Source organism: Arthrobacter sp. UYEF36 (genome assembly GCF_040547025.1).
In the GTDB taxonomy this organism is placed as follows: Bacteria; Actinomycetota; Actinomycetes; order Actinomycetales; family Micrococcaceae; genus Arthrobacter.
Window position 1 is genome coordinate 57,483 of sequence record NZ_JBEPOX010000012.1, and the last position, 14,264, is coordinate 71,746.

At 62.5% G+C, this 14,264-nt stretch carries 11 protein-coding genes and 1 pseudogene; 3 read left to right on the forward strand and 9 right to left on the reverse strand.

The genetic code is table 11. The features are described from left to right. Window positions 1-3 precede the first annotated feature (3 nt). The gene (locus ABIB29_RS16675) at window positions 4-936 is read left to right on the forward strand and encodes a LysR family transcriptional regulator (RefSeq protein ID WP_354173925.1); all 933 of its coding nucleotides are present in this window, start codon (window positions 4-6) and stop codon (window positions 934-936) included. A 559-nt stretch (window positions 937-1,495) separates the two neighbouring features. Then, on the forward strand, window positions 1,496-1,663 hold the full coding sequence (locus tag ABIB29_RS16680) for a hypothetical protein (RefSeq protein WP_354173926.1): 168 nt from the start codon (window positions 1,496-1,498) through the stop codon (window positions 1,661-1,663). A 342-nt stretch (window positions 1,664-2,005) separates the two neighbouring features. Here ABIB29_RS16680 and ABIB29_RS16685 read toward each other — a convergent pair whose 3' ends face one another. The 5 genes and pseudogenes from ABIB29_RS16685 to ABIB29_RS16705 form a co-directional block, all read right to left on the reverse strand. Next, entirely contained in the window at window positions 2,006-3,928 is a 1,923-nt protein-coding gene (locus ABIB29_RS16685; protein ID WP_354173927.1) for a BCCT family transporter, read from the reverse strand. Continuing rightward, window positions 3,919-4,199 (reverse strand): annotated as a pseudogene (locus ABIB29_RS16690) (Rieske 2Fe-2S domain-containing protein); the annotation flags it as partial. The gene ABIB29_RS16685 and the pseudogene ABIB29_RS16690, both read right to left, overlap by 10 nt. Before the next feature lie 106 nt (window positions 4,200-4,305). Then, window positions 4,306-4,893, reverse strand: a complete 588-nt coding sequence (folE, locus tag ABIB29_RS16695) for a GTP cyclohydrolase I FolE (protein ID WP_354174001.1) — start codon at window positions 4,891-4,893, stop codon at window positions 4,306-4,308. Between the two features lie 8 nt (window positions 4,894-4,901). Then, a complete protein-coding gene (locus tag ABIB29_RS16700; protein ID WP_354173928.1) occupies window positions 4,902-7,229 on the reverse strand; it encodes an FdhF/YdeP family oxidoreductase in 2,328 nt (775 codons plus the stop codon). Window positions 7,230-7,241: 12 nt separating this feature from the next. Continuing rightward, window positions 7,242-8,114, reverse strand: coding sequence for a methylenetetrahydrofolate reductase (locus ABIB29_RS16705; protein WP_354173929.1), 873 nt, complete (start codon window positions 8,112-8,114; stop codon window positions 7,242-7,244). Between the two features lie 178 nt (window positions 8,115-8,292). Here ABIB29_RS16705 and ABIB29_RS16710 point away from each other — a divergent pair, with 178 nt between their 5' ends. Then, entirely contained in the window at window positions 8,293-8,988 is a 696-nt protein-coding gene (locus tag ABIB29_RS16710) for a GntR family transcriptional regulator (protein ID WP_354173930.1), read from the forward strand. A 155-nt stretch (window positions 8,989-9,143) separates the two neighbouring features. On the opposite strand, the gene ABIB29_RS16715 is transcribed toward ABIB29_RS16710, so the two are convergent. The 4 genes from ABIB29_RS16715 to purU form a co-directional block, all read right to left on the reverse strand. Then, the gene (locus tag ABIB29_RS16715; protein WP_354173931.1) at window positions 9,144-10,019 is read right to left on the reverse strand and encodes a bifunctional 5,10-methylenetetrahydrofolate dehydrogenase/5,10-methenyltetrahydrofolate cyclohydrolase; all 876 of its coding nucleotides are present in this window, start codon (window positions 10,017-10,019) and stop codon (window positions 9,144-9,146) included. Then, window positions 10,016-10,642, reverse strand: coding sequence for a cyclodeaminase/cyclohydrolase family protein (locus tag ABIB29_RS16720; protein ID WP_354173932.1), 627 nt, complete (start codon window positions 10,640-10,642; stop codon window positions 10,016-10,018). Before ABIB29_RS16720 ends, ABIB29_RS16715 begins: the two co-directional genes overlap by 4 nt. A gap of 97 nt (window positions 10,643-10,739) precedes the next feature. Beyond that, window positions 10,740-13,232 carry a GcvT family protein gene (locus ABIB29_RS16725; RefSeq protein ID WP_354173933.1) on the reverse strand — a complete coding sequence of 831 codons (2,493 nt, stop codon included), beginning with the start codon at window positions 13,230-13,232 and terminating at the stop codon, window positions 10,740-10,742. Between the two features lie 55 nt (window positions 13,233-13,287). Continuing rightward, complete coding sequence (gene purU, locus ABIB29_RS16730) at window positions 13,288-14,202, reverse strand: formyltetrahydrofolate deformylase (RefSeq protein WP_354173934.1); 915 nt, start codon at window positions 14,200-14,202, stop codon at window positions 13,288-13,290. Between the last annotated feature and the right edge of the window lie 62 nt (window positions 14,203-14,264).

The following is a 14,264-nucleotide window of genomic DNA, read 5'->3' on the forward strand; positions in this document are numbered from 1 at the left end:
TGCATGATCGATCCACGGCTCATAACACTTCGGGTGTTTGCCCGGTGCGGCACCGTTGGCGCAACCGCGGAGCTCATGGGTTATTCTCCCTCCGCCGTCTCCGCGCAATTGCGGGAGCTCCAGCGCGTGCTTGGAATGCAGCTGCTGACGAAGGACGGCCGGGGTGTGCGGCTGACCGCCACGGGCCGCTTTCTCGTGGCGGGCTCGGACACCGTCATCGCGGAATGGGAGAGCCTGCGCGCCGCGGCCATGGAGGCCGGCGACCAGGTGCAGTCCCGTTTTGGCCTCGGCGGATTTTCCACGGCAGCCGCCCAGTTGCTCGCGCCGCTGGCCGCCACCCTGCGCTCAACACGCCCCCTGCTGGAGGTGCAGGTACTCGAGGCCAACCCGGCTCGCTGCTTCGACTTGTTGGTTGCCGAGCGAATCGACCTTGCGGTCATCGTCGCCATGCAGTCCGACACCTATGTTGAGGACGATCCGCGCTTCGAGCAGACCGTTCTGCTCGACGATCCCCTGGACGTGATCATTCCCTCCGACCATCCGTTGGCATCGCGGGAAACGGTGACGCTCGAAGAGTTGGCGTCGGAACCCTGGATCACCGAGGCCGCCGGTTCCACCTACCATTCCCTCTTCACCGCGGCGTTCACGGCAGTCGGGGTGACACCGCGGATTGCCCATGAGGCCGTTGAATGGGAAACCCAGATCGCCTTCGTTGGCGCGGGGCTGGGCGTGGGCCTGCTGCCGCGACTGGCGCCCCTGCGTAATGCCGAAAACGTGGTTCGACTGCGCATTACGGGCAAGGGGAAGCCCTCGCGCCGCATTGTCGCTGCGGTGCGCAGGGGCAGCATCGCATCGCCCCTGATTCAGGAGTCGCTCGGCATCCTGCAGGTCAGCGCCAATCGGATCCTCACCGCCCGACCCGATGACGAGCTCTGAAATCGGATGGCCGCGATTCGTTGCCGACAGGCCACCACGGAGAAAGTCACGGCTAAGCGATCGCCGAGGTCCTTCGGCTGCACGGCTTCACCGCAGCAGAAGAGCCGGACGCGGGGGAAGACCATCACTGCAACCAGCACAGCCCTGGCCGTGGCTTATGTTCTGTTCGTGGTCGTCCTGACGATTCTTGGGGTCGACATTCGTGAGCTCGTCGGTCCGGTCACGCTGTTGCCGGGCTCAGGGTTGATCCTGGCGGGCCTGCTGGCTGGATTCCTGACTGATTACTTTCAGCCGACGGACTCCCTAGGGCTTCGGTGATCCCCTCCGCCGCTGGGTGACACAGGAAAAACCACGCCCACCTTTACCGGCCCGGAGACCATCATCCCGTCCTCGACCTGAGGAACAGCGCAAAACGCTCCGGCGGCCACATTCACCAATTGGGTCAAGTGGCAGTAAGAGAGTCACCTTCGAACAGCTGGGGGCTTGCAGCGTCGCCCTGGAGTCGACGCTGAAGCTCGTCGACAAGCAGCGGGACGGTATTTTCGGCACCGCCGAAAAGATGGTCCAGTGCCTCAAAAGCCGCAACACCCTGCTCTGGGTCGCACCCGCGACCGGGACAACCGTCACCACAGACTCTGGCCGGCAGTTTAATCCCAAAGCCTTCGCCTCCTCCCGGGAAACGATCTACATCCTCGCCAAGGAAGGCGCCGGCTCCGCCGCCCCCTGACTACCGCCCTGACCGTGGCGATTGCGGAGGTACGGGACGCCGCTGCAGTCAGCGGGGACCGAGGTCACTGTCAATATACGAGCCGGGACGGTTTCCGTTGTTGTGCTGGCAATTGCAGCCCCCATCCAGCTGCAGCCGAACGGTCACTGGACTTGAGGACTCCGACTGGATATTCACGAAATTCTTCCCTTCGCTGCTGACCCGGAGAGTTTGTTCTTGGTCGTGGTGCTGGGACATGTAGATAACCTTTGAATGCGTTGGAGGTGGGTGTGCCTTGGCGGCACGGACCGGAACAAGCCGCGTGCCGCCGAAGGTAGGTTCCTACTTAAGGTGTGCAGCTATTTACTGCCCGGGTCCGGATGCCGGGCCTCGACGGTCGGGCAGCTCCCCGTGGGAGTCCCCACCCAGACAGTCGGAGTCCGGACGCTTTTCGTCGCATTCGTGTTTGGTCACGAGGTCGAACTGGACCCCGCCGTGTTCGTCCACGCCGGCGCGGATGGCGCGTTCAACCACGGATTCCGCCAGGCGGTTTCGTAAGGCGACGGGGTCGCGGCGCAAATCCCGGACCAGGGCGAAGCAAAGCAGGAACATCACGACTACGAAAGGCAGTGCGGAGACAATTGTGATGTTCTTCAGCCCGTTCAATGCAGCACTGGGGTCATCCCCGCCGGCCAGCAGCATGACAGCCGCGATGGCTCCGGTCAGGACTCCCCAGAAGATCAGCACTCCCTTTGAGGGCTCCAGTCGTCCATTGGAGCTCAGTGAACCCATGACGATGGAGGCCGAGTCTGCGCTCGTGACGAAGAAAATGCCGATCAGGACCATGGCGAGCAGCGCGATTCCGATGCCGACTGCCGGTGGCACTTCTAGGTTCCGGATCAGGTCGAACAGCGCGCCTTGGAAGGAGATGCTTGGTGCGCCGTCAACGGTCTGGACCAAGCCGTCAGTAGCATCGGCCGTGGCATCGGCGCGCTGCTGGATGTTGAACGCAGTGCCGCCGAAAATCGAGAACCAGATGACGCTGACGACGCTGGGCACCAACAGGACGCCCGTGACGAATTGGCGAATGGTACGGCCGCGGCTAATGCGCGCAATGAAGATACCGACGAACGGCGCCCACGACACCCACCATGCCCAGTAGAAGATTGTCCAACCGGACATCCATTCACGAAGTGCTTCGTCCCCCACGGCCTCGGTCCGGGATGCCATGGAAGGCAGGTCCCGCACGTAGTCTCCGATTGCGGCGGGAATGAGGTTCAGGATGAACAGCGTTGGGCCGACAATGAAGACAATTCCGGCCAGGGTCAGGGCAAGTACCATGTTGATGTTGGAGAGCCACTGGATACCGCGGGCGATGCCTGAGGCCGCGGAGGCTACAAAACAGATCGTCAGCGCCGTGATGATCAAGACCAGCACGGGAGAGCCGAGTTCGCCCACCCAACCGTTGAACTGCAGGCCGCTGGCGATCTGCAGGGCTCCCAGACCCAGTGAAGCAGCGGTGCCGAAGAGGGTGGCGAAGATGGCGAGCATGTTGATGACCTTGCCCGCGGGCCCTTCCGCACGTTTTCCGAAGAGGGAAATGAACGCGGAGGAAATGAGCTGGCGCCGGCCCAACCGGAAGGTGCTGTATGCCATGGCGATGCCAACAACTGCGAACATGGCCCAGGGATGGACGCTCCAGTGGAAAATGGAGGTTGCCATAGCTGTCTGGACAGCCTCCGGCGTGACTCCCGATACGGTGCCGGGCGGCGGTGCGACGTAATGGTAAAGCGGTTCGGCCACGCCGTAGAAGACAAGTCCGATGCCCATGCCCGCACTAAACATCATGGCGATCCAGGAGACGGTCCTGAACTCGGGTTTTTCGCCGTCCCTTCCGAGCGGGATATTGCCAAAGCGCCCCAGAGCCAGCCACAGGACGAAAACTACGAAGAGAGACGCCAGGCTTACGAAAATCCAGCCAGTGTTTTCGACGACCCATCCCAGAGCAGCGGTAGAAGTCGCCCCGAGGGATGCTGCATTGGTAAAGCCCCAGGCTACAAAGGCCAGTGCCAAGACTGCCGTCACTCCGAAAATGACCTTGTCCAGCCCTTCCACCGAGCGGTCGGGACGCCTCGAGGCTGAAAGATCTGTTTCACTCTCCCGAAGTTCGAGCAGGATCTGCCCGTCGTTTTCAGGTAGGTCCAGCTGCTCTGCATCGGCGTGGTTGCCGGGAGCGGAAGAGTCATTGGTGTCGCCCCGGAGAGAGGCTCCAGTGTTTATTGCCATGAACGATTCCTTTGATGGATGTATCGGCGGTTAGACGTGGCCGCCCGCGTCAGGCCGGGTGGCAGGTTAGGGGCTTCCGTCGATTCGGTAATCACGATGTCGCCGTCGATCACTGTTACTTCGTGGGAGCGGACCGGTAGCTTGGCCGGCGGCGCGTCAACACTTCCTTCACGGAGGTTGAATCTGGTGCGTGCAGCGGGCATTCCACCCAGCAGTCCTCCACCCAGCCATCGGCAAGGGAGGCGTCCTGGTGGGTGCACGTCTGGGCGATGTCAGACATGGATACCCTCCAAATCAAATGCTGATATGTTTAAAACACCAGTAAAGATATATCAGGTTCATCGTATTGCAGGACTGGGTGTGTGTCCAGAGATTTCTTAGCGCCCGTGTATCAGGCTGAGCGCCTCAGCCCGGGCCGCCGGCAGACGGAGCTCCCCGCGGACGGCTGAAGTGATGGTCTTGGCCCCGGGCTTGCGGACGCCGCGCATCGACATGCAGAGGTGCTCGCACTCAACAACCACAATGGCCCCCAGAGGCCGCAGCGAACTGACCAGCGCATCAACGACCTGGGTTGTCAGCCGTTCCTGGACCTGGGGCCTGCGTGCAAAGACATCGACGAGCCGGGCCAGCTTGCTCAGTCCCGTGACGAGACCCTCAGCCGAGGGGATGTAGCCAACGTGGGCTACGCCGTGGAACGGCACCAGGTGGTGCTCGCAGGTGGAGTAAAAGGGGATGTCCTTGACGATGACCATTTCTCCGTGCCTAAGGTCGAAGGTCTTATCCAGCACGGCCAGGGGATCCTCATGAAGCCCGCCAAATATCTCCGCAGCCGCCCGGGCCACCCGCGCGGGCGTATCCACGAGCCCTGGCCTGTCCGGGTCCTCTCCGATCGCAAGCAGATAGTCACGGACGGCCTGCTCAACCCGCGGCCCGTCCACACCCTTGGACGCTGTTGCCGTCGTCATGTCGGCGCTCACGCTTCGGCCCGTTCCAGCCGCACGATGACAGACTTGGATGTCGGTGTACCGCTGGTATCAGCTACCGAATCGAGCGGCACGAGCACGTTGGTCTCCGGGTAGTACGCTGCCGCACAGCCCTTCGGTGTTGAGTACGAAACAATCCGGAAGTTGTCCGCCCGCCGCTCTGTCCCGCGGAACTCGGAAATCAAATGAACCATTTCTCCGTCCCTGAAGCCCAGCTCAGCGATGTCAGCCTCGTTGACAAGAACCACCCGACGCCCACCGTGGATACCGCGGTATCGGTCATCCTTGCCATAGATGGTGGTGTTGTACTGGTCATGTGAACGCAGGGTCTGAAGGACCAGCCGCCCCTCGGGTACTTTGATGAATTCCAGCTCATTGCCGGTGAAGTGGGCCTTGCCCGACGCGGTGTCGAACTGTCTGGCGTCCCGCGGAGGGTGGGGGAGGACAAAGCCGCCAGGGTGCCGGATCCGCTCCTCGAAATCTTCGAAGCCGTCGACGACCGCCTCGATGTGTTTCCGGACCAGGGAGTAGTCGTCTCTCATCGAGAGCCAGGCAGCTTTAGGCGTGTTGGGCAGTGGGAGGTTGTCACTGCCGGTGAAGAGCTTATGGGCGAGGTTGCACACTATGGCCACCTCTGAGTGGAGGTGCTCGCTGGCCGGCTTAATGCGTCCGCGGGACGCATGGACGGCGCTCATCGAGTCTTCCACCGTCACCCTCTGGTCCCCGGTGCGCTGCGCGTCCTTTTCGGTCCGGCCCAGCGTCGGGAGAAGCAGCGCGCGTCGGCCCGTGGTCACGTGGGAATGGTTCAGCTTCGTGGAGATCTGTACCGTCAGGTCTGTGTTGGCCAATGCCCGCTCCGTGACCTCGGAATCCGGGGCCGCCCGGACGAAGTTTCCACCCATTCCAATGAAGACTCGGACTTTGCCGTCCCGCATGGCACGAATCGCCGCAACGGTGTCGTAGCCGTGCTTGCGAGGGGAAACGAACTTGAACTCCTGGTCCAGCCTGTCGTGGAACGCCGCTGGCATCTTTTCGAAGATGCCCATGGTGCGGTCGCCCTGGACGTTCGAGTGGCCGCGTACGGGGCATACTCCAGCTCCGGGCTTACCGATGTTGCCTTGGAGAAGCAGCACGTTGACGACGTCCCGGAGCGTGGGAACTGAGTGTTTGTGCTGGGTTAGGCCCATGGCCCAGCAGACGATGGTGGCATTGGAGGCCAGCAGGCGTTCGCCCGTGGACTTGATCTGCTCCAGGCTCAGGCCCGTGGCTTCGACTATTTCACTCCACTGGAGCTTTTCGAGGTGCCGCAGGTACTCGTTGATGCCCACGGTGTGGTTATTGATGAATTCGTGGTCCAGGACAGCAGCCAGTCCCGGTGTCTTCCTCCCCTGCGCCTCCGCCTCGAGGAGGTATTTGCCAAGCCCCTGGAAGAGGGCCTGGTCCCCGCAGGCCCGGATCTGCAGGAAGTCGTCGGTCAGTTGCGTGCCCACGAGCGTTCCGGAGATCGTCTGTGGATTCTCGAACCGGAGGAGCCCGGCCTCGGGAAGTGGGTTGACGGAGATGATGACGGCCCCGTTCTTCTTCGCTTTTTCCAGGGCGCTGAGCATGCGCGGGTGGTTAGTACCTGGATTCTGCCCGGCAACGAAGATCAGCGAGGCCGTCTCCAGGTCGGCGAGGCTGACCGATCCCTTGCCGATGCCGATGGTTTCAACGAGGGCTGAACCCGTGGACTCGTGGCACATGTTGGAGCAATCGGGGAGATTATTCGTGCCCAGTCCGCGCACGAGGAGCTGGTAGAGGAAAGCGGCTTCATTCGAAGTCCGCCCGGAAGTGTAAAAAACTGCCTGGCCGGGATGGTCCATCTCTTTCATCTCCTGGGCGATCAGCTCATAGGCTGCGTCCCATTCGATGGGTGTGTAGTGCGTTGCGCCCGCGGCCAAAAACATCGGGTGCGTCAGCCGGCCCTGCTGACCCAGCCAGTAGTCGTCCCGCGTTTTCAGGTCCTCGATGGAGTGTCTGGCGAAGAAGTCTGGGGTGACGCGGCGGCGGGTGCCCTCCTCGGCCACTGCCTTCGCGCCGTTTTCGCAGAACTCGGCGGCGTTGCGCTTTTCGTGCTCGGGCCACGCGCAGCCCATGCAGTCGAACCCGTCGACCTGGTTGACTGCCAGCAGCGTTTGGACACTGCGCAGCGGACCCATCTGCTCGAGGGAGATCCTCAGCGAGTTCACGACCGCGGGGATTCCGACGGCCTTGGTCTTGGGTTTGGTGACGGTCAGCCTTGACTCGTCGATGTTATGTAACGGGGCTTTTGAAGCCATGTGATCTTCCCTTCAGATCCGGGCAGGAAACAGCGGGCCGGGTTTGCTTGGTGGCTTTGTGGTGGTCTCATGCAGCATCGGCAGGCTGTCCAGGAGGCCGGGCAAGCGGCCTAGGTCGTTGAAGGTGTAGACGTGAAAACCGGCAAAGAGGGGATCACCCGCCAGCTCTTGGTGAACTTCGCGAATCAGTCGGCCACTGTCGTAGTTCATAAAGTCCCCTCGCTGCCAGAGGGCGCCTGCCATGCCTGAACTGCGGGCCAGCTTGAGCGAACGGCCAACACCGAGGCGTGCTCCCATGGACACCAGCTTCTTGACTGAGACCGGACCGGGCACCCCAACCCACACAGGGAGCTCGACGCCGTTCTTGCGGATCGTCCGAAGGTAGTTGCTGATCGCCTCGGCAGAAAAGCACATCTGGGTGACCAGCGATGACGCCGTCGGCGCCTTGATCTCGAGGCTGCTCACGAGTTTGTCCTGGGCCAGGTGGGGGTGGCCTTCGGGGTAGCCGGCAATGCCTACTGAAAAGTCAGCCGAATACGCTTTGACAGCCTCCAAGAGCTGTCCGCTCCAGGAGTAGGGACCCGCGGGGGTGCGGCGGTCACCGGCAACGAGAAACAGCTCGGAGACTCCCGCCCCCTGCAACTCCAGCAGCAGGGAATGCAGTTGGGCCTCGCTAGTGATGCTGCGGGCGGCCAAATGGGGAACCGCGTGGTACCCCAGGCGCGCCAGACGGGTGGATGTTTCTACGGTGCGTTCAGGACCGTGGTGCGGAAGGCACGTCACACTTACGGAGCCCGGAGGATCAAATACCAGGGGGAGCGCCGTGAGTAGATCGGCTGAAGGAACAACTTCCAGCCGCACCCTTGCAACAGCTTCATTGCCCATTGCTCTCCATTCGTGGCGTACGGGTTGCAAAGCCCATGCAGTCCGGGGCTTATCATTTCGAAGGCACTGTAGCCCTTGACATTCTTATTCTTACGTATTGATATATCAGTTGTTGGAATACTATGTACTGAGAGCCCGGGCGTCAAGGCTCGGACGCACGTAGGGAGGAGTCTTGAAAATGGCAAACGCTGGCGGATTACCAGTGGAGGCGGGGGGTTCCTCGGTGCCGCAGAGGCAAGACGACGAATCCTTTGCCGACTTCGCCTATAGGATCTTGTGCGATGAATTGATCGTTCTGGACATCAAGCCGGGTGAGCCCCTCAACGATGAAGTAATCTCCAGGCGTCTCGGTGTGGGCCGGACGCCAATCCGCGAAGCTATGAAGCGGCTTGAGAGCGACCATTTGGTGGTGGCCTATCCGCGGCGCGGAACGTTCGCCGCGGGCGTGGACATTAAGGATCTGGCGGAAATCTCCGAGATTCGCCACCTTCTGGAGCCTGCGGCAGCCGCGCGGGCTGCGCGGATGGCGTCGCCGCAGCTTCGGCAGGAGCTGAGGGAATTTGCACGGGAAGTAGAGCGACTGCTTCCTGGGATGCAGTCGCAGCAGGACCTCATGCGCCTGGACATGCGGGTACACCGGACGATCTATCGCGCCACAGGAAGCCGGCACCTCCAGGATGTCTTGATTCGTTACGACAATCTGGCAACACGGATTTGGAGCCTGGTGCTGGAAAAGCTCCCGCCGGTGTCCGAGCATATTGCCCAGCATATTGAGCTTCTCGAATGCATCGCGGCTGGGGACTCCGAAGCTGCTGCGCGGTTGACCGCCCAGCACGTCACCGATTTCGAGAAGCTCATAAGGGCTGTGCTATAGACGGCAACCGGCCGCGGAGGCAGCGGCGCTTCAGGGGGCGAAGTGTCCAGGACTCGAGCGCGGAGACAAAGTCCCGCCCTTCAGGGGTATCCGCGCCTTCGACGGCAACGGCAACGACAACGGGTTCCAGGGCTGGCAAGTGCGTCTACCGTGGATTACCCGGCAGCTTCCAGAGCTAGATCACGCGACTGTTTCCGCGCGGCCTCGGTTGTGTGCAGGAGAAGCAGTGATGTGGTGACGGAGCCCACGCCGCCGGGGACAGGGGTCAGCGCCGCGGCGACGCCGCGCACGCTGGCTGCGTCGACATCCCCCACCAGTGAACCGTCGGGAAGGACGTTGGTGCCGACGTCGATCACGGTGGCCGCTGAAGAAACGTGGTCGCCGATCAGCAGGCCGGTGCGCCCGGCTGCGACGACCACGACGTCAGCGGTCTTGGTGTATTTCTCCAGCGGACCTGACCTGGAGTGGCAGATAGTAACCGCGGCGTCGCGTTCCAGCAGCAGCAGGGACAGCGGCTTTCCCACGACGGCGGAACGGCCAATGACGACGACGTTCCGGCCAGCCAGTGGGATGTCAAAGTGGTCAAGGATCTCGATTACGGCGCGGGCAGTGGCAGGTGCGAACGCGGGCTGGCCGACAGCCAGTCGTCCCAGGCTTAACGGGTTCGCGCCATCTATGTCCTTCTCCGGGGCAATGTGCCCGACCAGCTCATCCGTCTGGACGCCGGGAGGCAGCGGCGTCTGGAGGATGATGCCGTTCACGGAAAGATCGGCGCTGAGGTCCTTCAGGACGGCGGCCAAGGCCCGTCCGCTGGCACCCTGGCCAAGGTCCACGACCCGGCAATTGATGCCGGCCTTCTCTGCGGCCCGTTCGATGGACCGGACATACCAATGCGTGGAGCCGTCGTCGGTGGCCACAACGACCGCGAGCGTGGGCCGTGGCCCGTCCGTTGCAAGGTCCTGCGCCTCATCATGGGCTTTCTGCTGGATGGTCTTTGCCAGTGTTTTGCCGGAGAGGAGTACGGTGCTCAACCGAGGATCCTTCCGCGCACGCGCCCCACGAGGGAGTCTGCTGCCAAGATGACCTTTTCCTCAATGCCGTCGGTCTGGCCAGCCAGCCGTGAACGGGCCGCGGCGTCTTTGATGGCCACCACGTTAATGTCGATGTTGACCCGGGCGGTGGTGGCGGCTGCGCGGGCTGCGTCTGCGGCAGCAGCGATGTCGCTGATCACATTGGCGTTCGCGACCTCGAAAAGTTCCGTGGCAAGATCCACGACGGCGCCGGCTAGCTTGATGAGTTGTGCGGGGGTTTGCGCGGCCAGGATGAGGGCACCCTGGATGGATTCCGTTCGTGCGGCCTTGAGGTCGTCCGTCCCGGTCGGAAGTTTGTACGAGTCGATGACGCCCTGGAACGCATGTTGGTCAGCGTCAGCCAGTCCCAGCGCCTCGACCACCAGTCCGTCCGCAGCGCTGATGATCCTGTGAACGAGGTCGGCGTGCTGGTCGTATTTCGGGCCGGTGGTGTACCTGCCAACCATGGCGACGAGTGCCGCCCCCTGGGCGGCGTGGATGGCTGCGACGGCGCCGCCGCCGGGGGTGGGCTCGCGTGAGGCAAGGCTGGCGAGGTAGCCATTGATTGTTTCTGAACTGATCATGTGTCTTCCTGAGTATGAGAGCCATGGAAGGCTGCGGCCCGGACTCTGGTTCGAGGGGATGGGTCCGGGCCGCGGCCTTGAATGGTCCGGCGGGGTGTTAGCCGCGGAGCCTGGTCATCGTGGGGTCGTACAGCGGATCTGCGGTGACCGTGGCCTGGATGCGCCGGCCGAAGTACTCGATCTCAACGGAGTCGCCCACGGAGACTGCGGCTGGGAGGTACGCGTAGGCGATCGGTTTGGCGACGGTGTAGCCGTAGGCGGCGCTGGTGACGTAGCCGACCGCCTGGTCCTTGTAAAAGACCGGTTCCTTGCCCAGGACGATGCTCCGGCCGTCGTCGACCGTCAGGCAGCGCAGGTGCCGTGCGGAGTTTTCCTCGGTACGGCCTTCCAGCGCTTTCTTTCCGACGAAGGATTCCTTGGCCATCTTCACGGCGAATCCCAGCCCGGCTTCCAGTGGATCGTGCTCGGTGGTCATGTCTGTGCCCCAGGAGCGGTAACCCTTTTCAAGACGCAGCGCGCCGAACGCTGCACGGCCTGCCGCGATGACACCGTGAGGTTGGCCGGCCTTCCACAGCGCATCCCAGAGGCGCTGCCCATTGTCTGCGCTTGTGTAGAGTTCCCAGCCCAGCTCGCCGACGTAGGACAGGCGCATGGCCGTGACGGTGACGCCGCCGATGACTACCTCCTTGGCGCGGAAGTAACGGAGACCGTCGTTGCTGAAATCGTCGCTGCTGACAGTGCTGATCAGGTCCCGGGCGAGGGGACCCCAGAGGCCAATGCAGCACGTGCCGCCCGTCGTGTCGCGCACCTGTACCCAGTCGCTGGCGCTCCCGCTTTCAGTCTGATGGCGGGCTGCCCTCTCAAAGTAGGCGGTGTCGATGTTTCCGTTGGCTCCGAGTTGGAAGGTGTCTTCGCTCAGCCGGGCAACGGTGATGTCGCTTCGGATGCCGCCGGCGTGGTCCAGCAGGAGGGTGTAGGTGACTGCGCCGGGCTTCTTTGCCATGTCCGCGGTGGTGAGTTCCTGCAGCAGCTTCAGTGCTCCCGGGCCGGAGACCTCGAGGCGCTTGAGCGGAGTCATGTCGTACATGGCCACTGCCGTGCGGGTCTTCCAGGCTTCAGCGGCGGCAATCGGCGAGCTGAACATCCCCGACCAGGCGTCGCGGGCTGGTGGCAGCCAGCTGTCCGGCATTTCCTTCAGCAGCTCCGCGTTAGCTTCGAACCAGTACGGGCGCTCCCATCCGCCGCCTTCCAGGAAGAACCCGCCCAACTGCTTGTGGCGGGCGTGGAACGGACTCACGCGGAGGTTGCGGGGGGAGAGCTTGGACTGGAGTGGGTGGAGGACGTCGTAGATTTCCACGAAATTCTGCTGTGACGTTTCGCTGACGTATTCCGGGGTCAGCTGGACCTCTTCGAAGCGATGAATATCGCAATCACCCAGATCGATCTCCGACCTGCCGGTGGTCAGCAGTTCGGCAACGGCGCGGGCGATACCGGCAGAGTGGGTCACCCACACGGCTTCGGCGACGAAGAAGCCGTCCAACTCCTTGGACTCGCCCACCAGGGATCCGCCGTCGGGGGTGAAGGAGAAGATGCCGTTGAAGCCATCCTCGATGTCGCTTTCCCGCAGCGCGGGCAGCATCCGTTTGGTGGCTTCCCATGCCGGCAGGAAGTCCTCCAAAGTGAAATCCAGCCGGGAGGGCATGTTGTGCTCGCTGATCGCGGCGGGCTCAAAGGTGCCGAGTTCGTCAAGGTCCACGGGCATGGGGCGGTGGGCATAGGAACCGATGCCGTAGCGTTCGCCGTGCTCGCGGTAGTAAAGGTCCTGGTCCTGGTGCCGCAGAATGGGCAAGGAGGCCCCGTTGGGCAGGTCGTTCTTGCCCTTCAACGCCGGCACCGGAGTGGTCTTGACGTACTGGTGGGCCAGGGGCAGAAGAGGGACGGACATGCCGATCATTTCGCCGATCTTGGCCCCCCAGAAGCCTGCGCAGGAAACCACGATGTCCGCGGGGATAACACCGTCGGACGTCTGGATGCCCGTGACGCGCCGGCCGGACTGTTCAATACCGGTGACCGTGGTGTTGCCCCGGTACTTGACGCCCGCGGCTTCCGTACGTTTGATCAGCAGCTGAACGGCGCGGGCGGCGTTGGCCAGGCCGTCGCTGGGGACATGGAGTCCACCCAGGACGTCCTCCTCGTTCAGGAGCGGGTAGAGCTCCATGCACTCTTCACGCGAAAGCATCTTGCCGTTAATTCCATACGATGCCGCGTATCCGAGCTTCCGCTTCAGGTCAGCGAGACGGGTCTCGGTGGTGGCGACCTCAAGGCCGCCGACCTGGTTGAAGCAGTTGACGCCGTCCTCGGTCAAGGACAACAGCTTCTCCACCGTGTACTTGGCGAAGAGCGCCATGGACTTTGAGGGGTTCGTCTGGAAGACAAGGCCCGGGGCGTGGGACGTGGAGCCCCCGGGCATGTTCAGCGGCCCTTGGTCCAGGACGGTGATGTTGTTCCAACCCCGGGTGACCAGTTCATCGGCCAGGTTCGTGCCGACGATTCCAGCTCCGATAATGACAATGCTTGGCGTCGATGCCATGTGGTTTCTCCTGCTGATATTCGTGTGTTGTCTCTGCGGGTTTGGTGGCTTCTACTTACCGGAACACGACGGTGCTGGTCCGATCCAGCAGCACACGGTGTTGGCAGTGCCAGCGCACGGCGCGGGACAGTGCCAGTGCCTCCGCGTCCTGGCCAACCGTTGAAAGGGCGGTCGGTCCGTAGCTGTGGTCGACCCTGATGACTTCCTGTTCGATGATTGGCCCCTCATCCAGTTCCGCGGTGACGTAGTGGGCCGTGGCGCCCACCAGCTTGACGCCACGATCGTAGGCCTGGTGGTAAGGGCGCGCACCCTTGAATCCCGGGAGGAAGGAATGGTGGATGTTGATAGCCCGGCCTGCCAAAGAGCGGCAAAGGTCGTCGGACAGTACCTGCATGTACCGGGCGAGTACGACGAGGTCGATGTTATGCTCGTCCACCAGTTCCAGCAGGCGCCGCTCGGCATCTGCCTTGGTCTCGGGGGTCACCGGGAGGTAGATGAAGGGGACGCCGGCGGCCTCGGCCATGGCCCGGTGGGTTTCATGGTTGGAAACCACAAGGGCGATGTCGCCGCCGAGGCTTCCGCCCCGCCAACGAAACAGCAAGTCGTTCAGGCAGTGGCCGAACTTGGACACCATTACGAGGAGGCGCTGCTTCGTCTCGTCATGAAAGCTGAATTTCATGTCGAAGCGGTCAGCGATCGAACGGAATTCTTCCTCGAGCCCGTCCGGGGTGTGGGCAGAGGTGCCCGAGAATGCCGTGCGCAGATGCAGAGTCTCGCGGAGGCCGTCATCGAACTGCTGGTGTTCTTCGATGTTGAAGCCACGCTCAAAGAGGAACGTGGTGACCGCTTGGACGATGCCTGCGCGTTCGACGCACGACAATGTGAGAACGAACTTCTTCGTCGGCTCTTCCCCAAGAACCTCCGGCTGGGGCAGCGTGCTGGTAGATGAGTCTGTCGCCATTAGCGTCATGTCTCCGCCTTTAGATATATTCTTAGAATTGTTACTGATATATTAGATTTGGTCACCAGCGT

Bases quoted from the DNA above. Each gene is read 5' to 3' on its own strand.
- ABIB29_RS16675 (WP_354173925.1), top strand. From the start codon at position 4: ATGATCGATCCACGGCTCATAACACTTCGGGTGTTTGCCCGGTGCGGC.
- ABIB29_RS16680 (WP_354173926.1), top strand. From the start codon at position 1,496: ATGGTCCAGTGCCTCAAAAGCCGCAACACCCTGCTCTGGGTCGCACCC.
- ABIB29_RS16685 (WP_354173927.1), bottom strand. From the start codon at position 3,928: ATGGCAATAAACACTGGAGCCTCTCTCCGGGGCGACACCAATGACTCT.
- folE (WP_354174001.1), bottom strand. From the start codon at position 4,893: ATGACGACGGCAACAGCGTCCAAGGGTGTGGACGGGCCGCGGGTTGAG.
- ABIB29_RS16700 (WP_354173928.1), bottom strand. From the start codon at position 7,229: ATGGCTTCAAAAGCCCCGTTACATAACATCGACGAGTCAAGGCTGACC.
- ABIB29_RS16705 (WP_354173929.1), bottom strand. From the start codon at position 8,114: ATGGGCAATGAAGCTGTTGCAAGGGTGCGGCTGGAAGTTGTTCCTTCA.
- ABIB29_RS16710 (WP_354173930.1), top strand. From the start codon at position 8,293: ATGGCAAACGCTGGCGGATTACCAGTGGAGGCGGGGGGTTCCTCGGTG.
- ABIB29_RS16720 (WP_354173932.1), bottom strand. From the start codon at position 10,642: ATGATCAGTTCAGAAACAATCAATGGCTACCTCGCCAGCCTTGCCTCA.
- ABIB29_RS16725 (WP_354173933.1), bottom strand. From the start codon at position 13,232: ATGGCATCGACGCCAAGCATTGTCATTATCGGAGCTGGAATCGTCGGC.
- purU (WP_354173934.1), bottom strand. From the start codon at position 14,202: ATGACGCTAATGGCGACAGACTCATCTACCAGCACGCTGCCCCAGCCG.